Origin of the sequence: Streptomyces sp. NPDC018947 (genome assembly GCF_044390505.1) — a bacterium.
Taxonomy (GTDB): Bacteria; Actinomycetota; Actinomycetes; order Streptomycetales; family Streptomycetaceae; genus Streptomyces.
In genome coordinates this window covers 83,793-109,408 of sequence record NZ_JBIRZD010000011.1, presented here as the reverse complement: position 1 = coordinate 109,408, position 25,616 = coordinate 83,793, and the positions used below count along the sequence as shown (strand labels likewise).

The 25,616-nt window shown below is 73.2% G+C and carries 23 protein-coding genes and 1 riboswitch; of the genes, 9 read left to right on the top strand and 14 right to left on the bottom strand.

The window, feature by feature from the left end; genetic code table 11:
• Positions 1–4: 4 nt before the first annotated feature.
• The 8 genes from ACH499_RS21525 to ACH499_RS21490 are packed head-to-tail and all read right to left on the bottom strand — an operon-like array spanning position 5 to position 6,978.
• Positions 5–1,999: an NADH-quinone oxidoreductase subunit L gene (locus tag ACH499_RS21525; protein ID WP_399017624.1), complete on the bottom strand. Its 1,995-nt coding sequence runs from the start codon at positions 1,997–1,999 to the stop codon at positions 5–7.
• On the bottom strand, positions 1,996–2,385 hold the full coding sequence (nuoK, locus tag ACH499_RS21520) for an NADH-quinone oxidoreductase subunit NuoK (RefSeq protein WP_399017622.1): 390 nt from the start codon (positions 2,383–2,385) through the stop codon (positions 1,996–1,998). Before nuoK ends, ACH499_RS21525 begins: the two co-directional genes overlap by 4 nt.
• Complete coding sequence (locus ACH499_RS21515) at positions 2,385–3,038, bottom strand: NADH-quinone oxidoreductase subunit J (RefSeq protein ID WP_399017620.1); 654 nt, start codon at positions 3,036–3,038, stop codon at positions 2,385–2,387. The genes nuoK and ACH499_RS21515 overlap by 1 nt, the downstream gene beginning before the upstream one ends.
• Complete coding sequence (locus ACH499_RS21510) at positions 3,035–3,586, bottom strand: NADH-quinone oxidoreductase subunit I (protein WP_356197671.1); 552 nt, start codon at positions 3,584–3,586, stop codon at positions 3,035–3,037. Before ACH499_RS21510 ends, ACH499_RS21515 begins: the two co-directional genes overlap by 4 nt.
• On the bottom strand, positions 3,586–4,554 hold the full coding sequence (locus tag ACH499_RS21505; protein WP_356197669.1) for a complex I subunit 1 family protein: 969 nt from the start codon (positions 4,552–4,554) through the stop codon (positions 3,586–3,588). Before ACH499_RS21505 ends, ACH499_RS21510 begins: the two co-directional genes overlap by 1 nt.
• Entirely contained in the window at positions 4,551–5,993 is a 1,443-nt protein-coding gene (locus tag ACH499_RS21500; RefSeq protein WP_399017617.1) for an NADH-quinone oxidoreductase subunit C, read from the bottom strand. Before ACH499_RS21500 ends, ACH499_RS21505 begins: the two co-directional genes overlap by 4 nt.
• Positions 5,990–6,595, bottom strand: coding sequence for an NADH-quinone oxidoreductase subunit B family protein (locus tag ACH499_RS21495; protein ID WP_356197666.1), 606 nt, complete (start codon positions 6,593–6,595; stop codon positions 5,990–5,992). Before ACH499_RS21495 ends, ACH499_RS21500 begins: the two co-directional genes overlap by 4 nt.
• A complete protein-coding gene (locus tag ACH499_RS21490; RefSeq protein WP_356197665.1) occupies positions 6,586–6,978 on the bottom strand; it encodes an NADH-quinone oxidoreductase subunit A in 393 nt (130 codons plus the stop codon). Before ACH499_RS21490 ends, ACH499_RS21495 begins: the two co-directional genes overlap by 10 nt.
• Positions 6,979–7,168: 190 nt before the next feature.
• On the opposite strand from ACH499_RS21490, the gene ACH499_RS21485 reads away from it, so the two are divergent.
• The 5 genes from ACH499_RS21485 to ACH499_RS21465 all read left to right on the top strand — a co-directional run bounded on the left by ACH499_RS21485 (position 7,169) and on the right by ACH499_RS21465 (position 14,153).
• Entirely contained in the window at positions 7,169–8,401 is a 1,233-nt protein-coding gene (locus ACH499_RS21485; RefSeq protein ID WP_399017615.1) for a sensor histidine kinase, read from the top strand.
• Positions 8,402–8,588: 187 nt separating this feature from the next.
• Entirely contained in the window at positions 8,589–9,956 is a 1,368-nt protein-coding gene (locus ACH499_RS21480; RefSeq protein ID WP_399017613.1) for a sensor histidine kinase, read from the top strand.
• Positions 9,957–10,230: 274 nt separating this feature from the next.
• Positions 10,231–10,929 (top strand): response regulator transcription factor, encoded by a 699-nt coding sequence (locus ACH499_RS21475; protein ID WP_356197661.1) that lies wholly within the window; start codon positions 10,231–10,233, stop codon positions 10,927–10,929.
• A 244-nt stretch (positions 10,930–11,173) separates the two neighbouring features.
• A complete protein-coding gene (locus ACH499_RS21470) occupies positions 11,174–13,102 on the top strand; it encodes a 2-oxoacid:acceptor oxidoreductase subunit alpha (protein WP_399017611.1) in 1,929 nt (642 codons plus the stop codon).
• Positions 13,095–14,153: a 2-oxoacid:ferredoxin oxidoreductase subunit beta gene (locus tag ACH499_RS21465; protein ID WP_356197656.1), complete on the top strand. Its 1,059-nt coding sequence runs from the start codon at positions 13,095–13,097 to the stop codon at positions 14,151–14,153. The genes ACH499_RS21470 and ACH499_RS21465 overlap by 8 nt, the downstream gene beginning before the upstream one ends.
• A 13-nt stretch (positions 14,154–14,166) precedes the next feature.
• On the opposite strand, the gene ACH499_RS21460 is transcribed toward ACH499_RS21465, so the two are convergent.
• On the bottom strand, positions 14,167–14,577 hold the full coding sequence (locus ACH499_RS21460; protein ID WP_399017794.1) for a winged helix-turn-helix transcriptional regulator: 411 nt from the start codon (positions 14,575–14,577) through the stop codon (positions 14,167–14,169).
• 128 nt (positions 14,578–14,705) lie between these two features.
• On the opposite strand from ACH499_RS21460, the gene ACH499_RS21455 reads away from it, so the two are divergent.
• The 3 genes from ACH499_RS21455 (at position 14,706) to ACH499_RS21445 (ending at position 17,895) form a co-directional block, all read left to right on the top strand.
• Complete coding sequence (locus tag ACH499_RS21455) at positions 14,706–15,560, top strand: SDR family oxidoreductase (RefSeq protein WP_356197654.1); 855 nt, start codon at positions 14,706–14,708, stop codon at positions 15,558–15,560.
• Between the two features lie 128 nt (positions 15,561–15,688).
• Positions 15,689–16,813: an EamA family transporter RarD gene (gene rarD, locus ACH499_RS21450; RefSeq protein WP_399017609.1), complete on the top strand. Its 1,125-nt coding sequence runs from the start codon at positions 15,689–15,691 to the stop codon at positions 16,811–16,813.
• A 131-nt stretch (positions 16,814–16,944) separates the two neighbouring features.
• Complete coding sequence (locus ACH499_RS21445; protein ID WP_356197651.1) at positions 16,945–17,895, top strand: M28 family metallopeptidase; 951 nt, start codon at positions 16,945–16,947, stop codon at positions 17,893–17,895.
• Between the two features lie 31 nt (positions 17,896–17,926).
• Here the strand turns inward: ACH499_RS21445 and ACH499_RS21440 are convergent, their stop codons facing one another.
• Positions 17,927–19,321, bottom strand: a complete 1,395-nt coding sequence (locus tag ACH499_RS21440; RefSeq protein WP_399017607.1) for a tetratricopeptide repeat protein — start codon at positions 19,319–19,321, stop codon at positions 17,927–17,929.
• A 283-nt stretch (positions 19,322–19,604) separates the two neighbouring features.
• Between ACH499_RS21440 and ACH499_RS21435 the strand changes: the two genes are divergently transcribed.
• Complete coding sequence (locus ACH499_RS21435) at positions 19,605–20,207, top strand: NAD(P)H-dependent oxidoreductase (protein WP_356197648.1); 603 nt, start codon at positions 19,605–19,607, stop codon at positions 20,205–20,207.
• Here ACH499_RS21435 and ACH499_RS21430 read toward each other — a convergent pair.
• The 4 genes from ACH499_RS21430 to ACH499_RS21415 all read right to left on the bottom strand — a co-directional run bounded on the left by ACH499_RS21430 (position 20,197) and on the right by ACH499_RS21415 (position 24,634).
• Positions 20,197–21,108 carry an ABC transporter permease gene (locus tag ACH499_RS21430; RefSeq protein WP_399017604.1) on the bottom strand — a complete coding sequence of 304 codons (912 nt, stop codon included), beginning with the start codon at positions 21,106–21,108 and terminating at the stop codon, positions 20,197–20,199. The two genes, ACH499_RS21435 and ACH499_RS21430, sit on opposite strands and share 11 nt — an antisense overlap.
• Positions 21,095–22,081, bottom strand: a complete 987-nt coding sequence (locus tag ACH499_RS21425) for an ABC transporter ATP-binding protein (protein WP_356197645.1) — start codon at positions 22,079–22,081, stop codon at positions 21,095–21,097. Before ACH499_RS21425 ends, ACH499_RS21430 begins: the two co-directional genes overlap by 14 nt.
• A 40-nt stretch (positions 22,082–22,121) precedes the next feature.
• The gene (locus tag ACH499_RS21420; RefSeq protein ID WP_399017602.1) at positions 22,122–23,336 is read right to left on the bottom strand and encodes an outer membrane lipoprotein carrier protein LolA; all 1,215 of its coding nucleotides are present in this window, start codon (positions 23,334–23,336) and stop codon (positions 22,122–22,124) included.
• Between the two features lie 287 nt (positions 23,337–23,623).
• A complete protein-coding gene (locus ACH499_RS21415) occupies positions 23,624–24,634 on the bottom strand; it encodes a polyprenyl synthetase family protein (protein ID WP_356197642.1) in 1,011 nt (336 codons plus the stop codon).
• Between the two features lie 806 nt (positions 24,635–25,440).
• Positions 25,441–25,614, top strand: a riboswitch (cyclic di-AMP (ydaO/yuaA leader).
• Positions 25,615–25,616 lie beyond the last annotated feature (2 nt).

The window sequence follows — 25,616 nt, the reverse complement described above, 5'->3', positions numbered from 1 at the left end:
CTGCTCACGCTCCCGTGGCGACGAGGACGGCGGCGACCGCGAGGACGACGGTGCCGGCGAGCAGCGCGCTCACATAGGTCTGCACATTGCCGGTCTGGGCCCGGCGTACGGCGGTCCCCAGCCAGCGGGGCAGGGTGCCCGCCCCGCGTACGTAGGTGTCGACGACCTCGCGGTCGAGGAACCGCACGAGGCTCGCCCCGGCCCGCACCGGGCGGACGAAGAGGGCCGTGCAGAGGGCGTCGAGGTGGAAGCCGGCGGCCGCGTGGCGGTGCAGCGGGCCGAGCAGCAGCCGTCCGGGGTCGGCCGGGTCGGGGGCGAGGGCCACGTCTCCGTAGGCGGGCCGGTGGCTGGCGATGGCCTCGGCCTCGACCTGTCCGGCGTCGGCCTCGGGGTGGGCGGCGACGGCGCCCAGCGGGACGCGGGCCGCGAGTGCGGTGGTGTGCCGCCAGGCGGCGTAGGTGACGATGCCGCCGATCAGGGCCACGCCGGTGCCGAGCACCGCGGTGGTGAGGGTCGGGGTGAGGTCGCCGCCGTCGAACCAGTCGGGCAGCAGGCGGAAGGCGAGTCCGCCGAGGGCGAGGGAGGGGATGGCGAGCACCCAGAGCACGGCGTTCATGACCAGCGGCTGCCTGCCGTGGTCGGGGACCTCGGCGCCCCGGCCGCGGAAGGCCAGCAGCCACAGGCGCGTCGCGTAGGCGGCCGTGAGCAGGGCCGTGAGCAGGCCGGCGACCAGGACGGTCCAGCCGGCGGCGGCGGGCGCGTGCGCGCTGTGTCCGCCGGCGGCGTGCTCGGCGGCGACGAGGACCGACTCCTTGGAGAAGAAGCCGCTGAACGGCGGGATCGCGGCGAGCGCGAGGAGCGCCACGGTCATCGTCCAGTAGGCGTCCGGGACGCGGTCGCGCAGGTTGCCCATGCGGGACATGGCGGCCAGCGAGTTGGTGCCGGCGGCGTGGATGATCACGCCGGCGGCGAGGAACAGCAGCGCCTTGAAGGCGCCGTGGGACAGGAGGTGGAAGACGGCGGCGCCGCGGTCGCCGGCGGCGAGGGCGCCGGTCATGTAGCCGAGCTGGCCGATCGTCGAGTAGGCGAGGACGCGCTTGATGTCGTCCTGGGCGAGTGCGGCGAGCGCCGAGCCGGTCATCGTGACCGCCGCCATCACGGCGAGGACGATCATCGCCGCCTGGGACGCCTCGAAGAGCGGGAGGAGCCGGGCGACGAAGTAGACGCCGGCGGCGACCATCGTCGCGGCGTGGATCAGCGCGGAGACGGGCGTGGGGCCCGCCATCGCGTCGGGGAGCCAGGTGTGCAGCGGGAACTGCGCCGACTTGCCCGCGACGCCGGCCAGGAGCAGCAGGGCGATCGCGGTCGGGTGGTCGAGCGAGCCGGAGGCGACGGCGCCGAGGATCCGTGTGATGCGGAAGGAGCCGGTGTCGGAGGCGAGCGCGAGCAGGCCGATGAGGAAGGGGACGTCACCGAGCTTGGTCACCAGGAAGGCCTTGAGGGAGGCGGCGCGGGCCTCCGGGGTCTCCCAGTAGTGGCCGACCAGGAAGTACGAGCAGATGCCCATGATCTCCCAGCCGACCAGCAGCACCATCAGGTCGCCGGAGTAGACGACGAGGAACATGGCGGAGGTGAACAGGGAGACGAGCGCGGCGTACGAGGGGTAGCGCGGGTCGTGGCGGAGGTAGCCGGTGGAGTAGAGCTGTACGCAGGTGGCGACGCAGCCGACCAGGACGGCGACGAGGGCGGCGAAGCCGTCGATGTGCAGGGCCAGCTCGATCGGCACCGAGCCCGTGGGCGTGAGTTCCGTGGCGGCGTCGACGGCCGGCCCGCCCCCTTGGCGGGCGGCGACCAGGGCCGCGAGCACCAGGGACGCCAGGGTCGGCAGGACGGCGAGGGGCCGGACGAAGCCGGGTGTCCTGCGGCCCAGGAGCAGGCCCGCGGCCGCCCCGAGGAAGGGCAGGAGGGGGACGAGTACGGCGAGGGTGGTCGTGGTCACGCGGTGGCCTCAGCCTTCTCGGCCGTCCCGGTCGCGGCGGCGTCGGTGTCGGGGCCGTCCGGCTCATGGCCCTCGGCGGTGTCGCGGAGCTTGTCGATGTCCGCGGTGCCGCGGTTGCGGTGGACGGCGAGCACGATCGCCAGGCCGATGCCGATCTCGGCGGCGGCGATGGCGATGGTGAACAGGGTCAGGGCCTGGCCGGAGTGCAGGGGCTCCTCGGCGGTGCGGCTGAGCCAGACGTCGAAGGCGACCAGGTTGAGGTTGACGGCGTTGAGCATCAGCTCGACCGACATCAGCACCAGGATCGCGTTGCGGCGGGCGAGGACTCCGTACAGGCCCGTGCAGAACAGGAGGACGGAGAGGGCGGCGGGATAGGCGAGGTGCATCAGCGCTCGCCTTCCTTGCCCGCGGCGCTCGGGGTGGTCGCCCGGCCGGCGCCGGCGGCCGGGCCGGGGTCGGGAGCGGCGGCCCGCTCGGGCCCGGGGGCGCCGGTGGAACGGTCCGCCTTGGCCTTGCGGGACAGGACGATCGCGCCGACCAGGGCGGCGAGGAGGAGGACGGAGAGGGCCTCGAAGGGGAGGACCCAGTTCTGGAAGAGGCTCGCGCCGGTGACGGCGGTGGTGCCGGGGGTGGCGCCGTCGAGGTCGATCCATGTGGTCCGGAAGGCGTCGGCGACGACCCAGACCAGGGCCGCCGCGGCGGCGACGGCCACGGTGAGGGCGGCCCAGCGGTTGCCGGAGTCGGCGTCCGGGGAACGGCCGATGGGCGCCCTGGTGAGCATCAGGCCGAAGAGGATGAGGACGACGACGGAACCGACGTAGATGAGGACCTGCACCCAGGCGATGAACTCGGCGGTGAGCAGCAGGTACTCCACGGCGAGGCCGCCGAGGGCCACCACCAGCCACAGGGCGGCGTGGACGAGCTGCCGGGTGGTGACGGTGACGACGGCGGCGCCGAAGGTGACGAGGCCGACGAGGAGGAAGGCGATCTCGACGCCGGTCGGCGAGAGGAAGCCGGGGTGTGCGGCGGCGAGGGTCACGAATCTCCTTCCCGCGCGGCCTGCTGCTGGGCGGCCAGCTTGTCGGCGGTCTTGCGGGCGGCGGCGAGTTCCTTCGGTTCCTCCGCGCCGGGGTCGAGGGCGGGCGGTGCCGGGACCGTCCACATCCACTCGCGGAGCTTGTCGCGCTCGTGGGTGAGGTCGCGAATGTCCGTCTCCGCGTACTCGAACTCGGGGGACCAGAACAGCGCGTCGAAGGGACAGACCTCGATGCAGATACCGCAGTACATGCACAGGGAGAAGTCGATGGCGAAGCGGTCGAGGACGTTGCGGCTGCGCTCGCGGCCGCCGGGGGCGGCGGCGGGGACCGTCTCCTTGTGGGAGTCGATGTAGATGCACCAGTCGGGGCACTCGCGGGCGCACAGCATGCAGACCGTGCAGTTCTCCTCGAACAGGCCGATCACGCCGCGGGTGCGGGGCGGGAGGTCGGGCTGGGTGTCCGGGTACTGGTCGGTGACCGACTTCCTCGTCATGGTGCGCAGGGTGACGGCCAGGCCCTTGGCGAGGCCGCTGCCGGGGATCGGGGCCATTACTGGATCACCACCTTCACGACGCCGGTGAGGGCGATCTGGGCGAGGGAGAGGGGGACGAGGACCGTCCAGGAGAGTTTCTGGAGCTGGTCCTCGCGCAGACGCGGGTAGGTCACGCGCAGCCAGATCACGACGAAGGCGAGGAGGGCCGTCTTCAGCAGGGTCCACACCCAGCCGAGGCCGTCGGCTCCCCACGGCCCGTGCCAGCCGCCGAGGAAGAGGACGGTGGTCAGTCCGCACAGCACGACGATCCCGGCGTACTCGGCGAGGAGGAACAGGGCGAAGCGCAGGCCGGTGTACTCGGTGTAGGCGCCGAAGATGATCTCCGAGTCGGCCACCGGCATGTCGAACGGGGGGCGCTGGAGCTCGGCGAGGCCGGCGACGAAGAAGACGATCGCGCCGACGATCTGCCAGGGCAGCCACCACCACTCGAAGGCGTCGAGGATGCCGACGAGCGAGACCGTGCCGGCCGCCATGGCGACGGAGGCGGCGGTGAGCAGCATCGGGAGTTCGTACGCGAGGAGCTGGGCGGCGGTGCGCAGGCCGCCGAGGAGGGAGAACTTGTTGGCGGAGGCCCAGCCCGCCATGAGCGAGCCGAGGATGCCCACGCCCATGACGGCGAGGACGAAGAAGATACCCGCGTCGACGACCTGGCCGACGGCGCCCTCGCCGGGGCCGACGGGGATGGCGAGGAGGACGAGGAGGTAGGGCAGGAGGGCCACGGCGGGGGCGAGCTGGAAGACGCGGCGGTCGGCGTCCGCCGGGACCACGTCCTCCTTCTGCGCGAACTTCACGCCGTCCGCGACGAGCTGCGCCCAGCCGTGGAAGCCGCCGGCGTACATCGGGCCGAGGCGGCCCTGCATGTGCGCCATCACCTTGTGCTCGGTCTGGCCGACGATCAGGGGGAAGGTGAGGAAGACGGCGAAGACGATCAGGAGGCGCAGGGTGACGTCGAGAGCGTCGTTCACTGCGGGCCTCCTGGTCGGTCGTCGTTCGGGGGTTCGGTGCGGGCGGGGGGCCGGGGTCCGGCCTCCGGTGCCTGTGCCGCGTCGCGGTCCTCCGGGGTTCCGGGGGCTTCCGGGGCATGCGAAGCGTCCGGGGCCTCCGGGGCTCCGGGGGCCTGCGAAGCGCCCCGGCGCTCCGGGGTTCCGGGGGCCTGGGCGGCATCCCGGCGCTCCGGGTCTTCCCGGCTCCCCGGCGTCGCCGGAGCCTCGGTGGCCTCCGACGCCCCCGGGCCTTCGGGGGCTCGTGGGGTCTCCGAGCGCTCGGGAGCCGTGGGGCTCTCGGGGCGCTCCGGAGACTCCTGGGTTGCCGAGGTCGCCTCGTCGTCCTCCGTGCTCCCCGGGCCGCCGGGCTTCTCGACGGGCTCCGTGGGCTCGTCGAAGGCCGGACGGGCGTGGTGCCACGGTGCGTCGGAGCTGCGTGGGGGCGCGGCTGCGGGCTTCGGTGCGGCGGGCGTCTCCTCGCCGGCGCCGGACGCGCCCGCGGCGGAGCCGGTCCGCTGCGACGCCGACCCCTCACTCACACTCCGCGCCGGACGCGCAGGCCGCGCACCCGAACCAGCCGCATCCCCCGCCTCACCGGCACCCGAACGCTGCGACGCCGACCCCTCGCTCACACTCCGCGCCCGACGCGCAGGCCGCGCACCCGAACCAGCCGCATCCCCCGCCTCACCGGCACCCGAACGCTGCGAAGCCGACCCCTCGCTCACACTCCGCGCCCGACGGGCGGTCGGTGTGGGCTCGGTCGACGGGGGTGTCCGGCCGGCCGGCGTACGCGTGCGGCGTGCCGGGCGTTCGCCGGCCGCGCGGGCGGCGCCGCGGGCCGGGGCGGGCGGTAGCTGGCCCTTCAGGGGGCCCCATTCGTTGGGGTCGGGGACGCCCGGCGGCAGCATCTGCCTGCGCCGGGGCCCTCCGTGGTCGGACTCGCCGGGTTCCTTCGCCCCGGGCCAGGCCTTGGCGACGCGCGCCGCGAGGACGAAGTCCTTGCGCAGCGGGTGGCCCTCGAAGCCCTCGGGCAGCAGCAGGTGGTCCAGCGCGGGGTGGTCCTCGAAGACGACGCCGAACATCTCGTGCGTCTCCCGCTCGTGCCAGGCGGCGCCCGCGTACACGCCGACGGCGGTGGGCAGGGCCGGAGACTCGTGCGGCACCGTCGTACGCACCAGCAGCCGGCGCACCGGCCCGAGCGCGGCGACGTGCGCCGCGACGCGGAAGCCCGTGCCCGGTTCGTCGACCGCGCTCAGCCAGTCGAAGTAGGTGCAGCCCAGCCGGTCGCGGGCGGTCTCCAGGGCGGAGATCCACGCCTCGGCCGGTACGTCCACGGTCAGGACGTCGTACGACTCCTCGGCCGTGGCCCCCGCTCCGAAGAGTTCCTCGGCACCGGCGGGCAGCCAGCCGACGGTGGTCATCGTCCCTCCCCGGGAGCGGGCGGCCGCACCAGGTCGCTCTGGAGCGCGGCCGCCGACGGTCGCGGCGCCGTTCCGTACCGCTCCCCCAGGGACTCCCGCGCGATCTTCTCCTGGAGCTTCAGGATGCCCTGGAGCAGCGCCTCGGGCCGGGGCGGGCAGCCGGGGACGTAGACGTCGACGGGGATGATCTGGTCGACGCCCTTCGTCACGGAGTACGAGTCCCAGTAGGGGCCGCCGCAGTTGGAGCAGGCGCCGAAGGAGATGACGTACTTCGGCTCGGGCATCTGCTCGTACAGGCGCTTCACGGCGGGCGCCATCTTGTCCGTGACCGTGCCGGACACCACCATCAGGTCGGCCTGGCGGGGGCCCGGCGCGAACGGGATGACGCCGAGGCGGATGAAGTCGTGGCGGGCCATCGACGCGGCGATGAACTCGATGGCGCAGCAGGCGAGGCCAAAGTTGAAGACCCACAGCGAGTAGCGGCGGCCCCAGTTCAGGACCACCTTCATCGGCTCGGGGGCGAGACGGGCCAGCGCGCCGAGCCGCTTGGGCTCCGGGAGCGGGACGGGCTCGGTGGCGGGGGCGGCGGGGTTCACGTCCATGACAGGACGCCCTTCTTGTATGCGTACAGCAGGCCCACGGCGAGGAAGCCGAGGAAGACGAACATCTCGACGAGCGTCGTGGCGCCGTATCCAGGGTCGGCGAAAACCGTCGCCCATGGGAACAGGAAGATCGAGTCGACCGCGAAGACGACGTAGAGGAACGCGTAGACGTAGTAGCGGACCTGGGTGTGCGCCCAGCCCTCGCCGACGGGGTCCACGCCGCACTCGTACGTCAGGAGTTTCTCGGGGGTGGGCACGACGGGCCGCAGCAGCCGCCCGGCGCCGAAGGCGACGGCGACGAAGAGCACGCCGACGACGGCGAGCAGTCCCACGACCGCGTAGGACTGGAAGTACTCCGCCGCGACGACGGTCGATTCCCGCACGTCCGTCCCTCGCTCCCTGTCCGAACCTGCACGCTGGTTCGACGATCTGTACGCACGGGAGTCTAGGGCCTGATAAGGAGCCGGTAAGCAGCCCGTCGGACCTCGGGACGCGGGGGTGGGGTTTTCCCCCGGGGCGGGCCGCCGGTCCCCCTCATGGCGCGGTGGCTCGGAGCCGGGCACTCTGGCCCCTATGACCGAACCTCTCCCGCCCTCGCCCACGGCCGGGGACGGTGCCGCCGCGCCGTTGCCGCCGGCCCGTTTCGCCTACGACCGGCACACCTGGAAGGAGATCGCGCATCTCCTGGCGAACATGCCGATCGCGGTCTTCGGCTTCCTCTACGTCGCGGCGACGCTGTTCACGAGCTTCGCCCTGACCGTCACGGTGATCGGGTTCCCGCTGCTGGCGGCGGCTCTGATGGGCGCCCGGCAGCTCGGGAAGCTGGAGCGGGCGCGGGCCCGGGCGCTGCTCGGGGTGCACGTGGACGAGCCGAGTCCGCTGCCGCTGCGCCGCCGGGACGGGGACGGCGGCGGTTTCTTCGCGCAGTTGTGGATGGCGCTGAAGGACCCGGTGGGCTGGCGCACGGTGCTGTACGACTTCATCCGGCTGCCGTGGGGCGTGTTCACGTTCGCGATCACGCTGACGTCGCTGTTCGTACTGTGGCCGGTGCTGCCGTTCATCGCGCGGGGCATGGCCAACGTGGACCGGGCGATGGTGCGCGGGCTGCTGTCGCCGTCGGACGAGCTGGAGCGGCGCATCGCGGAGCTGGAGTCGGACCGCGGGGTCGTGGTGGACACGGCGGCGGCGGACCTGCGGCGCATCGAGCGCGACCTGCACGACGGGGCGCAGGCCCGCCTGGTCAACCTGGCCATGGGGCTGGGCCTGGCCAAGGAGAAGCTGCTGGAGGACCCCGACGCGGCGGCGGCGATGGTGGACGAGGCGCACGGCGAGGTGAAGCTCGCGCTCCAGGAGCTGCGGGACCTGGCCCGCGGCATCCATCCCGCCGTGCTCACCGACCGCGGCCTGGACGCGGCGCTCTCCTCGGTCGCCTCCCGCTGCACGGTGCCGGTGAAGGTGACGGCCGACCTGCCGGCGAGGCCCGCGGCGGCCATCGAGGGCATCGCCTACTTCACCGTGTCGGAACTGCTCCAGAACGTCAGCAAGCACAGCCGGGCCGCGTCCGCGTCCGTGGAGGTGTGGCGGTCGGCGGACCGGCTGCTCATCCAGGTGTGGGACGACGGCCGCGGGGGCGCGCGGCTCGACGGCGGGACGGGGATGAAGGGCCTCGCGGAGCGGCTGAACGCCGTCGACGGGCTGCTGGCCGTCCAGTCGCCCGAGGGCGGACCCACGGTGATCACGGCGGAGCTGCCCTGGCGCGACCGCTCGGCGCAGGACGACGCCGCCGGCGCCCCCGGCAGGCGGTAGGGACCTGTCCCGCGCCACGCCCCGACGTTCCCGCGTCGGGGCGTCCCCGTGTCGGGGCCCGGCCCGCCGGGGGTGGGGAAAACCCCCCTCCCGGAACGCCGACGGGCTCCATGGCCGCCGTACGCGCGGTCGAGGAGGGTGGAGGCAGGACGGCACAGCCACCAGGGCGAGCAGAAGGACGGCACCCATGGCCACGGAGTACGGACAGGATTACGGGTTCGGCGGCGGCCCGGGGCTTTCCGCGGACGGCGGTTCGCGGCGGCACCGGCTGCCCGCGGGGCTGCGCGCGCCGTTCGAGGCGCGGAGCATGCGGGAGTTGGGCTACGTGCTGCTGGGCCTGCCGATCGGCATCACGCTCTTCGTGTACGCCGTCACGATGATGGCGCTCGGCGCCGGTCTGCTGGTGACGTTCGTGGGTGTGCCGGTGCTGGCCGCGGGTCTCGCCGGCTGCCGGGGGTTCGGCGCGCTGGAGCGGGCCCGGGCGCGCGGGCTGCTGGGGCTCGACGTCGCCTCGCCGGAGCCGCTGCGGGTGCCGAAGGCGGGCGCCATGGCCTGGATGGGGGCCGTCCTCAAGAGCGGCGCGTCCTGGCGGAGCCTGCTGTACGGGGTGCTGTACCTGCCGTGGTCGGTGTTCTCCTTCTGCGTCGCCGTGACCTTCTGGACGGTCGGCTGGACGACGCTGACGTACCCCCTGTGGTTCTGGGTCTTCCCGACGTACGTCGGCCAGGACGGGATCCAGCTCTACGGTGACGAGACGCACCGGATCTACCTCGACAACCCCTTCGAGATCACCGTGACCGCGCTGGTCGGGCTGCTGATCACCCTGGTGACGCCGTGGATCGTCCGCGCCCTGACGACGGTGGACCGCGTGATGGTGTACGGGCTGCTGGGCCCGTCGCGGCTGGCGACGCGGGTGGTGGAGCTGGAGTCGGACCGGGGCGTCGTGGTGGACACCGCGGCGGCGGACCTGCGGCGCATCGAGCGCGACCTGCACGACGGGGCGCAGGCCCGGCTGGTCAGCCTGGCCATGGACCTGGGGCTGGCGAAGGAGAAGCTGCGCGAGGACCCGCAGGCGGCGGCGCGCATGGTGGACGAGGCGCACGGCGAGGTGAAGACGGCCCTGCAGGAGCTGCGGGACCTGGCCCGCGGCATCCACCCGGCCGTGCTCACCGACCGCGGCCTGGACGCGGCGCTCTCCTCGGTCGCCTCGCGCTGCACCGTGCCGGTGCGGGTGGAGGTGGACCTCTCCGAGCGGCCGGCGTCGGCGATCGAGGGCATCGCCTACTTCACGGTCTCGGAGCTGCTCCAGAACGTCAGCAAGCACGCGCGGGCCACGGCCGCCGCCGTGGAGGTCTGGCGCGCGGAGAACCGGCTGATGCTGCTCGTCGTGGACAACGGCGTGGGCGGCGCGGACGCGTCGGCCGGTTCGGGCCTGGCGGGACTGGCCGAGCGGCTCGACGCGGTGGACGGGATCCTCGTGGTGGACTCGCCGGTGGGCGGCCCGACCCGGATCACGGCGGAACTGCCGTGGCGTTCGGAGCCGGTGCGCCGCTAGACCCCGCCCCTCGCGGACCCCGCCGCCGCGGTCCGGCGGACGAGCCGGAGGACGGGCTGCCGGCCGGGCACGGTCGCCCCACCCGGCGCGCCGGCCGGAGGCCCCGCCGTGACCGACGGCCGGTCACAGGGTGGCCGGTTCCCGCCCGGTGCCCCCTGCGTTCCCCTTTCTCGCCCTCCCCCGACCGCGTCCGGCAGCGGATGCTGGGATGCTGGACCCGTCACACGGACGGTTTCACGGCCGCGGCGCTCGCCGCGCGGGCCGTGCGTGGACGATGTCTGGCTGTGGGGGGCCGAGGAACGTGGAGGACAGGGTGCGGGTGGTCATCGCCGAGGATTCAGTGCTGCTCAGGGAGGGCCTGACCCGGTTGCTGACCGACCGCGGGCACGAGGTCGTGGCCGGTGTCGGCGACGGTGAGGCGCTCATCAAGACCATCACTGAGCTGGACGCGCAGGGCGAGCTGCCGGACGTCGTCGTGGCGGACGTGCGGATGCCGCCGACGCACACCGACGAGGGCGTGCGGGCGTCGGTCCAGCTGCGCAAGGCGCATCCGGGGCTCGGTGTCCTGGTGCTGTCGCAGTACGTGGAGGAGCGGTACGCCACCGAGCTGCTGGCCGGCTCCAGCCGGGGCGTCGGCTACCTGCTGAAGGACCGGGTCGCCGAGGTGCGGGAGTTCGTCGACGCGGTGGTGCGCGTGGCGCAGGGCGGTACGGCGCTCGACCCCGAGGTCGTCGCCCAGCTCCTCGGACGCAGCCGCAAGCAGGACGTGCTGGCCGGGCTCACGCCCAGGGAGCGCGAGGTGCTCGGGCTGATGGCCGAGGGCCGGACGAACTCGGCCATCGCGCGGCAGCTCGTCGTCAGCGACGGGGCCGTGGAGAAACACGTCAGCAACATCTTCCTGAAGCTGGGACTGTCCCCGAGCGACGGCGACCACCGGCGCGTTCTGGCCGTTCTCACCTATCTCAACTCCTGAGGGCCGGCGCCCGAGGTCCCCGCGGGCCCCGGGCAGCGGTCCCGCCGGTGCGCGTACGAACGAAGGAGAACCACGGGAACGGCACGGGCGTCCTGTGCGGTGCGGGGGCGCGGGGCCGGGCCCGTCGGTCCGTGTCCATCATGCGAATGTCCGCCGGAAGGCAGTACCCGCGGACGTAGGGTTGATCCCGGGACGGTCGGTGGGAGACCGGTCCCCGGAGCCGCCTCTAGGGAGGTCCAGTTCAGTGACCAGCCAGGTCAGCAGCCCAGCCGAGCAGGCCGACGGAACCGTCGTGGGAGAACAGCGCAAACCCGTCGGGACGAAGGACGTCCGCCGGCTGGACCGGGTGATCATCAGGTTCGCCGGGGACTCCGGTGACGGCATGCAGCTCACCGGAGACCGCTTCACCTCCGAGACGGCGTCCTTCGGCAACGACCTGTCCACGCTGCCGAACTTCCCGGCCGAGATCCGGGCGCCCGCCGGCACCCTGCCGGGCGTCTCGTCGTTCCAGCTCCACTTCGCGGACCACGACATCCTCACCCCCGGCGACGCGCCGAACGTGCTGGTCGCCATGAACCCGGCGGCGCTGAAGGCGAACATCGGGGACCTGCCGCGCGGCGCGGAGATCATCGTCAACACCGACGAGTTCACCAAGCGCGCCATGCAGAAGGTCGGCTACGACACCTCCCCTCTGGAGGACGGCTCGCTGGACGGCTACAGCGTCCACCCGGTGCCGCTGACCACGCTGACCGTGGAGGCGCTGAAGGACTTCGACCTCACCCGCAAGGAGGCCGAGCGCAGCAAGAACATGTTCGCGCTGGGCCTGCTGAGCTGGATGTACCACCGGCCCACCGAGGGCACCGAGAAGTTCCTGCGCGCCAAGTTCGCCAAGAAGCCCGACATCGCCGAGGCCAACATCGCGGCCTACCGGGCGGGCTGGAACTTCGGCGAGACCACGGAGGACTTCGCGGTCTCCTACGAGGTCGCGCCGGCGGCGAAGGCGTTCCCGCCGGGCGTCTACCGCAACATCTCCGGGAACCTGGCGCTGGCCTACGGCCTGATCGCCGCCTCCCGCCAGGCGGACCTGCCGCTGTTCCTGGGCTCGTACCCGATCACCCCGGCCTCGGACATCCTGCACGAGCTGAGCCGGCACAAGAACTTCGGCGTGCGCACCTTCCAGGCCGAGGACGAGATCGCCGGCATCGGCGCGGCGCTGGGCGCGGCCTTCGGCGGCTCGCTGGCGGTCACCACCACCTCCGGCCCCGGCGTGGCGCTCAAGAGCGAGACGATCGGCCTCGCGGTCTCCCTGGAACTGCCGCTGCTGATCGTGGACATCCAGCGCGGCGGCCCGTCCACCGGTCTGCCGACCAAGACGGAGCAGGCGGACCTGCTCCAGGCGATGTACGGCCGCAACGGCGAGGCGCCGGTCCCGGTGGTCGCCCCGCGCACCCCGGCGGACTGCTTCGACGCGGCCCTGGAGGCGGCGCGGATCGCCCTGGCCTACCGCACTCCCGTCTTCCTGCTCTCCGACGGCTACCTGGCCAACGGTTCCGAGCCGTGGCGGATCCCGGAGCTGGACGACCTCCCCGACCTGGCCGTGCAGTTCGCCCAGGGACCGAACCACACCCTGGACGACGGCACGGAGGTGTTCTGGCCGTACAAGCGCGATCCGCAGACCCTCGCCCGCCCGTGGGCGGTGCCGGGCACGCCGGGGCTGGAGCACCGGATCGGCGGCATCGAGAAGCAGGACGGCACGGGCAACATCTCCTACGACCCGGCCAACCACGACTTCATGGTCCGCACCCGCCAGGCGAAGGTCGACGGCATCGACGTCCCCGACCTGGAGGTCGACGACCCGGACGGCGCGCGCACGCTCGTGCTGGGCTGGGGTTCGACGTACGGGCCGATCACCGCGGCCGTGCGGCGGCTGCGGGCGGCCGGGGAGTCGATCGCGCAGGCGCACCTGCGGCACCTCAACCCCTTCCCGTCCAACCTGGGCACGGTCCTGAAGGGGTACGACAAGGTGGTGGTCCCCGAGATGAACCTCGGCCAGCTCGCCACGCTCGTCCGGGCGAAGTTCCTGGTCGACGCCCGCTCGTACAACCAGGTCAACGGTATGCCGTTCAAGGCGGAGCAGCTCGCCGCGGCGCTGAAGGAGGCCATCGATGACTGACGCGGACTCGCTGCTCCAGCTCGTGCCCAAGGCCGAGGCCAAGCAGTCCATGAAGGACTTCAAGTCCGACCAGGAAGTGCGCTGGTGCCCGGGCTGCGGCGACTACGCCATCCTCGCCGCCGTGCAGGGCTTCATGCCCCAGCTCGGCCTGGCGAAGGAGAACATCGTCTTCGTCTCCGGCATCGGCTGCTCCTCCCGCTTCCCGTACTACATGAACACCTACGGGATGCACTCCATCCACGGCCGCGCGCCGGCCATCGCCACGGGGCTGGCGGCCTCGCGCCGCGACCTGTCGGTGTGGGTGGTCACCGGTGACGGCGACGCGCTGTCCATCGGCGGCAACCACCTCATCCACGCGCTGCGCCGCAACGTCAACCTCAAGATCCTGCTGTTCAACAACCGGATCTACGGGCTGACCAAGGGCCAGTACTCCCCGACCTCCGAGCTGGGCAAGATCACCAAGTCGACGCCGATGGGCTCGCTGGACGCGCCCTTCAACCCGGTGTCGCTGGCGCTCGGCGCGGAGGCGTCCTTCGTCGCCCGGACCGTCGACTCCGACCGCAAGCACCTCACCGAGGTGCTGCGCCAGGCCGCCGACCACCCGGGCACGGCCCTGGTCGAGATCTACCAGAACTGCAACATCTTCAACGACGGCGCCTTCGACGCGCTCAAGGACCGGCAGCAGGCGGAGGAGGCGGTGATCCGGCTGGAGCACGGGCAGCCGATCCGTTTCGGGGCCGACGGGTCCAAGGGCGTCGTCCGCGACCGGGACACCGGGGATCTGAAGGTCGTCGCGGTCACCGCGGACAACGAGGCCGACGTGCTGGTCCACGACGCGCACGCCGCGTCCCCGACCACAGCGTTCGCGCTGTCCCGCCTCGCCGATCCGGACACGCTGCACCACACCCCGATCGGTGTGCTGCGCTCCGTCGAACGGCCGGTCTACGACACGCTGATGGCCGACCAGCTCGACACCGCCGTCGACCGGAACGGCAAGGGCGACCTGGCCGCGCTGCTGGCGGGCGGCGACACCTGGACGGTCGTCGGCTGACGGCGGTACCGCTTCACGAGGAGGCCCGGGACGCACGCGCCCGGGCCTCCTGGCGTGCGGGCGGGGTCTGTCGCCGGGCCGCCCGGTCCTCGTCGTACGCCCGGCGGGCCCGTTCGACGTCCGCCATCCGTACGCGCGTCCACTCGGCGAGGCCGCGGACCCGCTCCGCCGCCTCGCGGCCGAGGGGGGTCAGGGAGTAGTCGACGCGGGGCGGGATGACGGGCTGGGCCTCGCGGTGGACCAGGCCGTCGCGTTCGAGGGTCTGGAGGGTCTGCGTGAGCATCTTCTCGCTGACGCTCCGGCCGACCCTGCCGATCGCCCGGCGCAGCTCGCCGAACCGGCGCGGGCCCTCCAGCAGCTCGATCAGCACGAGGACGCCCCAGCGACTGGTCACGTGTTCGAGGACGAGCCGGTACGGGCACATCGCCTCGCCGGCCCCGGGGTCACTTACTGCCACGTGGGTACCTTACTTTGAAGTGGGTACTTTCTCCAGGTTAGCGCTCGCCGTACGGTTGGTGTCATCGCACTTCGCACCCCCCACAAGGAGTCGCCATGAGCATCGTCGTCACCGGAGCCACCGGACACCTCGGCCGCCACGTCGTGGAGCAGCTGCTGGAGAAGGTCCCGGCCGGGGAGGTCACCGCGGTCGTCCGCGACCGCGACCGGGCCGCCGGCCTCGCCGCCCGCGGAGTCCGGCTGGCGGTCGCGGACTACAACTCCCCCGAGACCTTCGACGGGCTGTTCGCGGCCGGCGACCGTGTGCTGCTGATCTCCGGCAACGAGTTCGACAAGGGCCGCGTCGGGCAGCACCGCGTCGTGATCGACGCGGCGAAGGCGGCCGGCGTCGCCCTGCTCGCCTACACCAGCGCCCCCAGCAGCCTGAGGGCCGCGCTCGCCGACGACCACCGGGCCACCGAGGAGGTGCTGGTGGGCTCGGGCGTGCCGTACGTGCTGCTGCGCAACGGCTGGTACCACGAGAACTACACCGAGCAGCTCGCGCCGGTCCTGGAGCACGGCGCCGTCGTGCAGGCGGCGGGCGAGGGCCGGGTCTCCTCGGCCTCCCGCGCCGACTACGCGGCCGCCGCCGTCGCCGTACTGACCGGCGAGGGCCACGAGAACACGGCGTACGAGCTGGGTGGCGACGAGGCGTGGAGCTTCGCCGAGTACGCCGCCGAGCTGAGCCGGCAGACCGGCGAGGAGATCGTCTACCGGCCCGTCTCCGTCGAGGACTACACCGGCATCCTCACCGGCGCCGGACTGCCCGAGCCGCTGGCCGCCGTCTTCGCGGGCGTGGACGCCTCCATCGGGAAGGGGGAGCTGGTCGTCACCACCGGCGACCTGTCCCGGCTGGCCGGACGGCCCACCACGCCGCTCGCCGAGGCGATCCGCGCCGCGCTGAAGGACTGAGCCGGAACCACCCCGGCCGCCTGTCATGACCGTATGACGATACGGGCATGACAGGCGGCCGGGTGCGGCGCTACCTTCGTCCTGGCATGCCTCGTCCCCGGCGTGCCGGAGGCGAGAAGGAGGTGCCCGTGGCCGGGTCGTCGAGGAGCGAGCAGCGCATAGGCCTGCTGAACGGCATCGCGGCGTACGGGATGTGGGGGCTCGTCCCGCTGTTCTGGCCGCTGCTCAAGCCGGCCGGGGCCGCGGAGATCCTGGCCCACCGGATGGTGTGGTCGCTCGCCTTCGTCGCCCTCGCCCTGCTCGTCGTACGGCGCTGGGCCTGGGCCGGGGAGCTGCTGCGGCAGCCGCGCAAGCTGGGGCTGGTCGCCCTGGCGGCCGCGGTCATCACGGTCAACTGGGGCGTCTACATCTGGTCCGTGAACAGCGGCCACGTCGTCGAGGCCTCGCTCGGGTACTTCATCAACCCGCTGGTCACCATCGCGATGGGCGTGCTGCTGCTGAAGGAGCGGCTGCGGCCCGTGCAGTGGGCGGCCGTCGGCACCGGCTTCGCGGCCGTGGTCGTGCTCACCGTCGGCTACGGCCGGCCGCCGTGGATCTCCCTCGTCCTCGCCTTCTCCTTCGCCACGTACGGGCTGGTGAAGAAGAAGGTCAACCTGGGCGGCGTCGAGTCGCTGGCCGCCGAGACCGCGATCCAGTTCCTGCCCGCGCTCGGCTATCTGCTCTGGCTGGGCGCGCACGGCGGCTCCACCTTCACCACCGAGGGCGCCGGCCACGCGGCCCTGCTCGCCACGACCGGCGTGGTCACCGCGATCCCCCTGGTCTGCTTCGGCGCCGCGGCGATCCGGGTGCCGCTGTCCACGCTGGGGCTGCTGCAGTACCTGGCACCGGTCTTCCAGTTCCTGCTCGGCATCGTGTACTTCGGCGAGGCCATGCCGCCCGAGCGCTGGGCCGGTTTCGCGCTGGTCTGGCTCGCGCTCACGATGCTGACGTGGGACGCGCTGCGCACCGCACGCGGAACCGCGCGGAGGCTGCGGGCGCAGCTCGACAAGGCCGGGGACGGGGTGCCGGCACAGAAGCCGGGCACCGCGCGGGACGCGGGCGTCGTGGCGTCCGGAGGGCCGGACCAGGCGCCCGCGCCTTCGGCGGATCCGGCCCCGCCCGCCCCGGTGGCGCACGCCTCCGCATCCGCCTCCGCTTCCGCCGGGCCCGCGGCCTCCGCCGCACCACCGGCCGCGGCGAACGGCAAGCCGTAAGCCCGATATACGCAACCCCGTGGCCGGATAGCGGTCTTGACGGGGGATCAGCTCCGGCCACACCATCCAGGCACCCCATTCACCCGGGCGTCCCCCTCCCGGGGACTCCCCAGGAATTCGGAGCCCCCCACATGAAGCTCCTCGTTTCCGGGCGTGCGCTGGCGGCCGGTGCCGTCGCGGTCGCCACGCTGATGACCGGCGGCGCCGTGGCCGGCGCGGCCCCCGCCTCCGAGTCGGCCGCCGCCGTGGCGCCCGACATCCCGATAGCCAACGTCAAGGCCCACCTGTCCCAGTTCCAGTCGATCGCCGCGGCCAACGGCGGCAACCGCGCCCACGGCCGTGCCGGCTACCAGGCCTCGCTCGACTACGTGAAGGCCAAGCTGGACGCCGCCGGATTCACCACCACCGTCCAGCGCTTCACGGCCTCCGGCCGCACCGGGTACAACCTCATCGCGGACTGGCCCGGCGGCGACGCGTCCCAGGTTGTCATGGCCGGGTCACACCTGGACAGCGTGACCTCGGGCGCCGGCATCAACGACAACGGCTCCGGCTCGGCGGCCGTCCTGGAGACCGCGCTCGCCGTGGCCCGCTCGGGCTACCAGCCCACCAAGCACCTGCGCTTCGCCTGGTGGGGCGCGGAGGAGCTGGGGCTGGTCGGCTCCCGCTACTACGTCAGCAGCCTCACCTCCACCGAGCGCGCGAAGATCAGCGGCTATCTGAACTTCGACATGATCGGCTCGCCCAACCCGGGCTACTTCGTCTACGACGACGACCCGGTGATCGAGCAGACCTTCAAGGACTACTTCGCCGGCCTCGGGGTCCCCACGGAGATCGAGACCGAGGGCGACGGCCGCTCCGACCACGCGCCCTTCAAGAACGCGGGCGTCCCGGTCGGCGGCCTCTTCAGCGGCGCCGACTACCGCAAGACGTCCGCGCAGGCGGCCAAGTGGGGCGGCACCGTGGGCCAGCCGTTCGACCCCTGCTACCACACGTCCTGCGACACGACGGCCAACATCAACGACACCGCGCTGAACCGCAACAGCGACGCCGTCGCGTACGCGGTGTGGAAGCTGTCGGAGTGATTGCGGCGCCGCGCCCGCGGCCGCGCCCGGGTCAGTCGGCCCGGGCGTGGGCGCGGGCGCGCGCGGTGAGGCGGCCCATGCGGGCACGGGCCGACTCGAGCTCTTCGGCGTCGTCGGCGGCCGGTCCGGCCTCGGCGGCGAGGCCGTCCCACAGGTCCAGCAGATCGCGGCCCAGCTCCAGCCCCAGCTCCGGGTCGCGCACGGCGCGCCAGGCGGTGGCCGCGCTCTGGACGTTGCCGTAGGCGGCCTCCGCGTCGTCCGCGCGGCGGTGGATGCGGGCCAGGTCCAGCGAGAGCCGGAAGGCCCGCGCCGGGTCACCCGAGAGGTAGGCGATGTAGGCGGTCAGCTCGCGGAGCCGGAGCACCTCCGGGTGCTCCGGCCCCAACGTGTCCGTGGCCTCCCCCACCGTCCGCTCGGCGAGCCGCGCCGCCTCCTCGGTACGTCCTTCCTTGACGGCCTCGTTGATCCGCGCCGTCGGCCCGGCGAGGAGCGCGGGCGCGGCGCCGTCCCCGGGCGCGGTGAGCGGCACGTCCCCCAGCACGGCCTCCGCCACGGCGTCGAACCCGCGGGCGGGGGTGGGGGTGGGGCGCGATTCGGGCTCGGGATCGGTGACGGGAACGGGAGCCGGAACGGGCGCGGGAGCCGCCGGGGCGGGAGCGGGTCCCTCGGTCATGGGCGCCGGGACGGACACCGGGGCCGAGGCGGGGAGCGCAGGGGCGGGGCGGGGCGCCGGGGCGGGGCGAGGTGCCGAGGCCGTCTCGGGCGCGGAGGCGGGGGCGGGGGCGGGGGCGGGTGCGTCGGTCGCGGGCACCGCGTCCATCCGCGGTGGCGGTCCGAAGACCCCGGTCGGCGGCGCCACCGTACCGGGCGCCACACTCGCGGCCGGCTCCGGCAGGGCGCGCAGCGTGAACGTCGGCGCGGACTCCCCGGCCGGCCCACCCTCCTGCTCGGGCACTTCCTTGCGGTGAGCGGCCGCAGCCTCGGGAGCCACCGAGAGCCGGGCTTCCGGGGCAGCCGGGACCGCCGGGGCGTCCGGGGCCGGGGCGCCGGAGCCATCCTCGGCCTCGGAGGCGTCCGTCGCCTCCGGGGCCGCCGAGAGGCGGGTCATCGGCACCGGGTCGCCCGCGAGGTGGCTGGAGCCGTCCGGGTCCACGCGGAGCCGGATCACGCAGCCGACGCGCTCGTCGCGGATCGTGGCGAGGACGGAGCGGTCCTCGGCGACGGCGAAGCGGTGGAGGCGGTTCAGCACGGCGTGCTGGATCTCCTGCCCCGGGGCGGCGACGACCCGGACCCCGTCGACCGAGGCCTCCCGGACGCCCGTGCCGCCGGCGTCCCGTACACGGACGTCGATCGGTGTCTGCGCGGGGACGGGCGCACGCTCGGCGCGTCGCTGGTTCCGCTGCTCGTCGCGGCCGAGTCGAGACATCGTCCCCCCACTCTTGGGCGGCTTCCGTCGGCGGTGTCGGTTCCCGCGCCGTCCAGAGCCTCTCATGCCCGTAGTTCACCTGCTGTCGAGTCTCTCCGCTCGCCCGCGGTCCTCGCGTCACCGGGGTGTCACAGGCTCGTTCCAGGAGGTCACGGTCGTGCCCGGCCGCCCGCGAACCCCGCCCGTGAGCCCGTCCCCTCGACCCCTGGTGGCATTTACATGCACGTGCATAGAATGCACAGACAGGTATTCGCGCAACGCCGTACACCTCCGGAGGACCCCCATGAGCCGCCGTTTCCTCTTCCTGCTGGGCAGCAGCCGTCCCGACGGCAACACCGAGCTGCTGGCACGCCGCGCCGCCGAACAGCTCCCCGAGGACGTCGAGCAGCGCTGGATCAGCCTGGCCGAGCACCCGCTGCCCGAGTTCCGGGACCTGCGTCACGACAGCGACCACACCCGCCCCACCGAGGGCGCCGAGGGCCTGCTGCTCGACGCCACCCTCGCCGCGACGGACCTCGTGATCGCCTCGCCGCTGTACTGGTATGCGCTGTCCGCGCCGGTGAAGCGCTACCTCGACCACTGGTCCGGCTGGCTGCGCACCCCCGGCCTCGACTTCGGGGCGACGCTGGCCGGCCGCACCCTGTGGGGCGTCACCGCGCTCGCGCACGAGGAGCCGGAGGTCGCCGACCCGCTCATCGGCAGCCTGAACAACTCGGCGGCGTACATGGGCATGCGCTTCGGCGGGGTCCTGCTCGGCAACGGCAGCAAGCCCGGTGACGTCCTCGCCGACACCGAGGCGCTGGCCCGCGCCAAGACCTTCTTCGCCCAGGAGGCGCCGCTCGCCCGCTTCCCGTACGAGCGGGCGGACGCCGCGGCTACGAGGTGATGTCCTTCGTCGTGAACCGCGCCCAGGCCGCCGAGCCGAACACCGCCGCGTACAGGGCCTGGAGGCCGAGGTTCTTCCGCAGGTCGTCCCAGTAGACCGGTTCGCGCATCAGGTCGGCGAAGGACAGCCAGTGGTGCGGGAAGAAGTACGGCTGGACGGCGTGCAACTGCGGGATCTGGTCGAGGATCTGCACGGTGATCAGCAGTCCGACGGTGGTGGCCATCGCCGCGATGCCGCTGCCGGTCAGCGTGGAGACGAACAGGCCGAGGGCCGCGACGCCGACCAGGGAGGCGGCGACGGCCAGGGCGATCAGCAGGGTCCGGCCCAGTCCCTCGGCGTAGCTGATCCGGGTGCCGGAGATGGTGGTCAGGTCCCCGACGGGGAAGAGCAGCGCGCCGACCGCGAGCGCCGAGACGGCGACCACGAGGGTGGCCGCCAGACAGAAGGTGATCACCGTCGCGTACTTGGTGAGCAGCAGGCGGGTACGCCCGGCCGGGGCGACCAGCAGATAGCGCAGCGTGCCCCCGCTCGCCTCGCCCGCGATCGCGTCACCGGCGACGACGCCGACGGCCATCGGCAGGAAGAAGGGCAGGGTCGCGGCGAGCGCGGAGAAGACCAGGAACAGTCCGTTGTTGCTGATCTGCGAGATGAACGCCGGGCCCCCGCCGCCACCGTCCGGTCCTGTGCCGCCGACGGACGAGCCGTCGCTCGTCTCGATCTTCACGGCGATCCCCACCAGGACCGGCACCGCGGCCAGCACGCCCAGCAGGGCGAGGGTGCGCCAGCGCCGGAAGGTGATCAGCAGCTCGCTGCGGAACAGCCCGAGGGACCACAGCCGGCCCGGACGCCCGTCAGCGGCCGGCACCGCCGCGCCCGCCGGTGCCGCCTCAGCCCGCGACATCGAAGCCCTCCCCGGTCAGTGCCACGAACGCGTCCTCCAGGGAGGCCCGTTCCACTCCGAAGCCGCGGACGCGCACGCCCGCGGCGACCAGCGCGGCGTTCAGGTCGGCCGGATCGCCGTCCGGCGGTTCCGCCGTCACCCGGTCCTCGGCGAGGACCACGTCCCCGGCGCCCCGCTCCTTCAGCACCCGTGCCGCCTCTCCCGCGTCGGGCGTGGTCACCACCAGCCGGCCGCGCGCCCCGGCCGCCAGGTCGGCGACCGGGCCCTGGGTGATCAGCCGGCCCCGGGCCATCACGGCGGCGTGCGTGCACACCTGCTCGATCTCGTCCAGCAGGTGGGAGGAGAGGAAGACGGTCGTGCCGTCGGAGGCCAGTTCGCGCACCAGGGCGCGGATCTCCCGCATCCCCTGGGGGTCGAGGCCGTTGGTGGGCTCGTCCAGCACCAGCAGGCGGCGGGGCTGGAGCAGCGCCGCCGCGAGGCCGAGGCGCTGCTTCATGCCGAGCGAGTACGCCTTGGCCTTCTTGCCGGCCGCGGCGGCGAGGCCGACCCGGTCCAGCGCCGCCGCGACCCGCTCGCGCCGGGTGCGGGGGTCGGCGGTCGGGTCGGCGGCGTCGTAGCGCAGGAGGTTGTCGCGGCCGGAGAGGAAGCCGTACAGGGCCGGGCCCTCGATGAGGGCGCCGACCTGGGGCAGTACGGCGCGGGCGGCACGCGGCACGGGCCGCCCCAGCACCCGTGCCGTGCCCGAGGTCGGCTCGATCAGGCCCATCAGCATGCGGATGGTGGTGGTCTTGCCGGAGCCGTTGGGGCCGAGGAAGCCGAAGACGCTGCCCGCCGGGACGGTCAGGTCCAGGGCGTCCACGGCGAGCTGCCCGCCGCGGTAGCGCTTGGTGAGCGCGCGGGTGGCGATCACGGCGTCGTCCGCGCCGCTCGCCACCTCCGTGCGCTGCCGCTCGGCGGCGGGCGGTTCACCCATCGGCTGCCTCTCTCGTCGTACGGGCGTGTCGCGCCCTTTCCTACCGCGCGGCGTCGGCCGCCTTCACCAGGGCGTCCTTGGTGACCGCACCGGCGTAGACCGTGCCGTCGTCGGTGATCAGGGCGTTGATCAGGCGGGTCTTGAAGACGGTGCCCGAGCCGAAGTCGCCCTTGACGCGGTCGCCGAAGGAGCCGAGGAAGCCGCCGAGGTCGCCGCCCTCGGGGGCGGTGGGCAGGCCCTGGCCGCCGGTGTCGAAGGTGGCGATGGAGTTCCAGCCCTCGCCGATGACCTTCATCCCGTCCGGCCCGCCGACGGCCTCGTGGCCCGGCTCCGGTGCCTCGGGCGCCTTGTGGGCCGCCTCGTCGGCCTCGGTGACCTTCGCGCCCTTGGGCGGGGTGAAGTCGAACGTCGACGCGTCCGGCGCGGCGAAGCTGACCTGGGTGAAGCCCGCGTCCACGACGGCGGCCCCGCCGCCGGCCGGGGTCAGCGTGAACTTCAGCGGCATGCCGGTCTTCGCGTCCACGGCCACGCTGATCACGCCGACGGTGGAACCGGACTGCCTGGGCTTGATCACCAGCCGGTAGGCGTCGCGCCCCGCCACCTGGGCGGTGCCGTCGACGGTCACGGAGGTGGTCTCGTCGACCGCCCCGAGGGCCTGTTCGGCGAAGTCCTTCGGGGTGGCCGGCACCTGCCTCTCCGGCTGCCCGGCACCGTCGGGCGCGGTGGAGTGGTAGACCTCGTTGGACCGGCTGTCGTAGCCCCAGACGTCCTTGCCGTCGTGGATCAGGCTGTACTCGGCGGCGTTCTCCATCAGGGAGAGTTTCTGCCGGTCGGGGCCGTCGGCGGCGACGCGCAGCGTGTGCGTGCCGGACGCCAGCGCGGTGAGCTTGGCCGACGGGTCGGCCGCGGAGCCGCCGTCGTCGCCGCCCGCCCGGCCCGGACCGCCGGACACGCCGGACATCAGACCGCTCTCCAGGCCGCCGAGGTCGGGCAGGCCCAGGTCGGTGCTGATCTTGACGGTGCCGGACAGTCGCTGGACGTCCGACTCGGCCATCTTCTGGAGGAGTTGTCCGGCCGTCACCTTCGGCAGGTCCGGGTCGCCGGAGTCGGCGAGCGCGGGGACGAGCCCGATCGTGGCGGCCGCCACGCCCATCACCGCGACCGGGACGACGTACCGCGCGGCCTTGCGCCGTCCGGCGCGCGGCGCCTCGCCCTCCCCGGCGGTCGTGTTGTCGTCGGAATCGAACGGTGCCATGTGTGCCCTCCGTCGTCGGCGGCGGCTGTCGCGGGACCTCGCACGTGTTCACCCGTGAGCCGCCATTCTCACCCGAATCGGTGAGGAGTGGTGGTTTTCCGTGACTCCATCTGACCAAACCGGCCGCGACCAGGCGTCAGACCCCGGACTCAACTCCGCGTACTCCTGCGGGATGAGACGGAGGGGCGGCGACTCCCCCGGCCCGTAGGGGGTGGGGACCCGTCCGGGGGTGGCGGCGGACGGAAAGGGGGGTGCGGGCGACCGGGGCGGGCGGGCCGCCCGAGGCGTCAGCCGGCCCGGTGGACCACGGCGTCGCACAGCTCCACGAGCGCGGACTTCGCGTCGCACTCCCGCAGCGGGGCCAGCGCGGCCCGGGCCTCGTTCGCGTACCGGACGGTGTCGCGCCGCGCCTGTTCGAGCGCGGGGTGGGCGCGCAGCAGGCGCAGCGCCTCGGCGTGCCGGGCGTCGTCGCTCAGGTCGGAGTCCAGCAGCTCGCACAGCGCGATGTCCTCGGCGAGCCCCAGCCGGGCCGCCCGCTCGCGCAGCCGCAGCACGGGAAGGGTCGGGATGCCCTCGCGCAGGTCGGTGCCGGGCGTCTTGCCGGACTCGTGGGAGTCGGAGGCGATGTCCAGGACGTCGTCCGCGAGCTGGAAGGCGACGCCGAGGCGCTCGCCGTACTGGGTCAGCACGTCGACGACGGTCTCGTCGGCGCCGGACATCATCGCGCCGAAGCGGCAGGAGACGGCGACCAGGGAGCCCGTCTTGCCGCCGAGCACGTCCAGGTAGTGGTCGACCGGATCCCGCCCGTCCTGCGGCCCCGCCGTCTCCAGGATCTGGCCGGTGACCAGCCGCTCGAACGCGAGGGCCTGCACGCGGACCGCCTCGGGCCCGAGGTCGGCGAGGATCTGGGAGGCGCGGGCGAACAGGAAGTCGCCGGTGAGGACCGCGACCGAGTTGCCCCAGCGGGTGTTCGCGCTGGGGACGCCGCGGCGCACGGTGGCCTCGTCCATGACGTCGTCGTGGTAGAGCGTGGCGAGGTGGGTCAGCTCCACGACGACGGCCGAGGGCACGATGCCGGGGGCGTAGGGGTCACCGAACCGGGACGCCAGCATCACCAGCAGCGGCCGGAATCGCTTGCCTCCGGCCCGCACCAGGTGCTGGGCGGCCTCCGTGATGAACGGCACCTCGCTTTTAGTTGCCTCAAGCAACCCTTCCTCGACGGCCGCCAATCCGGTCTGGACATCGGCTTCCAGAGCCTGGTCCCGCACGCTCAGCCCGAACGGCCCGACGACGGTCACGAGGGGTCTCCTGTCTGCTGGTGTCTACTGGCGATTACCTGGCTTGTCGATAGGTCGCTGCCACCACTCAAGTCAGCGTATCCGGTCACGTTTCGATCACCGCTAGCGCCCACCGTTACAGGCCGGTCGGTATCGGATCATGCACGGTATGTTTTTGATCAGGTGATATGAGCAGATATCGACCGACATCGTCAGGGACGCATTCAGGACACGGCGCGCCGGGAGCCGCCACCGAAGATCCCACCACCCCTCCCGACGGAGCGCACCCCGGGAGCGCCACCCGTCCGGCACCCGCGCCCCGCCCTCTCGCCCGCACGGTCCACACCCCTTCCCCTCCCCTGCGCACTGGTGCCCGCGAAGCGCGACGGAACACCGGCGCGAGCCGCCCGCGGAGCCGCCGGCGCCGGGCGCCCCACCGGGGACGGACCACCCGCGGGAAGGGCGGCCCGGCCGAGCGGCTCGAGCGCGCCGGAACCGCCCGGACGACCCCCGGCGCCGAAGCCGTCCTCACCGAGGGCCGGTTGGCCACCAGTTGGCCCGAATGCCCGATTTGCCGAGCTTGTTGAGGCCAGTGAGTTGCCTCACGCCACAGCAGTCACACGCGGCCACCACCGAAGTGCCGCCGGCCCTTTGCTCCGTAGGCCAGTTGGCCCTTGCGGCCGCAAAGGATCAAGCACCCCAAATCCCCCAGACCAAGGTCAACTCGCCCGTCGGGTGATTCCTGCACTTGTTCCGGACATGTGCTCTCGCATACGTTCCCGGCCTGTCGGGCGGACGCCGAATCCTGCCACCGCCACGACACACCGACATTTCAGTCATCCACTCGACACACTCGCGGGCAGGAGCGGGGGACCCAGGTAAGTCGCCGCACCGGTCACCACCGGAGCGGCTCGGGGTGAAGCCGTGCCCTTCGGGGCGCGGCCGGGCACCTCCCCGCCCGAACCCGACAGCTCACCTCGCAGGCGTAGGAGAGGGACACACA

Bases quoted from the DNA above. Each gene is read 5' to 3' on its own strand.
- nuoK (WP_399017622.1), bottom strand. From the start codon at position 2,385: ATGCACCTCGCCTATCCCGCCGCCCTCTCCGTCCTCCTGTTCTGCACG.
- ACH499_RS21510 (WP_356197671.1), bottom strand. From the start codon at position 3,586: ATGGCCCCGATCCCCGGCAGCGGCCTCGCCAAGGGCCTGGCCGTCACC.
- ACH499_RS21500 (WP_399017617.1), bottom strand. From the start codon at position 5,993: ATGACCACCGTCGGCTGGCTGCCCGCCGGTGCCGAGGAACTCTTCGGA.
- ACH499_RS21495 (WP_356197666.1), bottom strand. From the start codon at position 6,595: ATGGACGTGAACCCCGCCGCCCCCGCCACCGAGCCCGTCCCGCTCCCG.
- ACH499_RS21485 (WP_399017615.1), top strand. From the start codon at position 7,169: ATGACCGAACCTCTCCCGCCCTCGCCCACGGCCGGGGACGGTGCCGCC.
- ACH499_RS21480 (WP_399017613.1), top strand. From the start codon at position 8,589: ATGGCCACGGAGTACGGACAGGATTACGGGTTCGGCGGCGGCCCGGGG.
- ACH499_RS21475 (WP_356197661.1), top strand. From the start codon at position 10,231: ATGTCTGGCTGTGGGGGGCCGAGGAACGTGGAGGACAGGGTGCGGGTG.
- ACH499_RS21465 (WP_356197656.1), top strand. From the start codon at position 13,095: ATGACTGACGCGGACTCGCTGCTCCAGCTCGTGCCCAAGGCCGAGGCC.
- ACH499_RS21460 (WP_399017794.1), bottom strand. From the start codon at position 14,577: ATGTGCCCGTACCGGCTCGTCCTCGAACACGTGACCAGTCGCTGGGGC.
- ACH499_RS21455 (WP_356197654.1), top strand. From the start codon at position 14,706: ATGAGCATCGTCGTCACCGGAGCCACCGGACACCTCGGCCGCCACGTC.
- ACH499_RS21445 (WP_356197651.1), top strand. From the start codon at position 16,945: ATGAAGCTCCTCGTTTCCGGGCGTGCGCTGGCGGCCGGTGCCGTCGCG.
- ACH499_RS21440 (WP_399017607.1), bottom strand. From the start codon at position 19,321: ATGTCTCGACTCGGCCGCGACGAGCAGCGGAACCAGCGACGCGCCGAG.
- ACH499_RS21435 (WP_356197648.1), top strand. From the start codon at position 19,605: ATGAGCCGCCGTTTCCTCTTCCTGCTGGGCAGCAGCCGTCCCGACGGC.
- ACH499_RS21430 (WP_399017604.1), bottom strand. From the start codon at position 21,108: ATGTCGCGGGCTGAGGCGGCACCGGCGGGCGCGGCGGTGCCGGCCGCT.
- ACH499_RS21425 (WP_356197645.1), bottom strand. From the start codon at position 22,081: ATGGGTGAACCGCCCGCCGCCGAGCGGCAGCGCACGGAGGTGGCGAGC.
- ACH499_RS21420 (WP_399017602.1), bottom strand. From the start codon at position 23,336: ATGGCACCGTTCGATTCCGACGACAACACGACCGCCGGGGAGGGCGAG.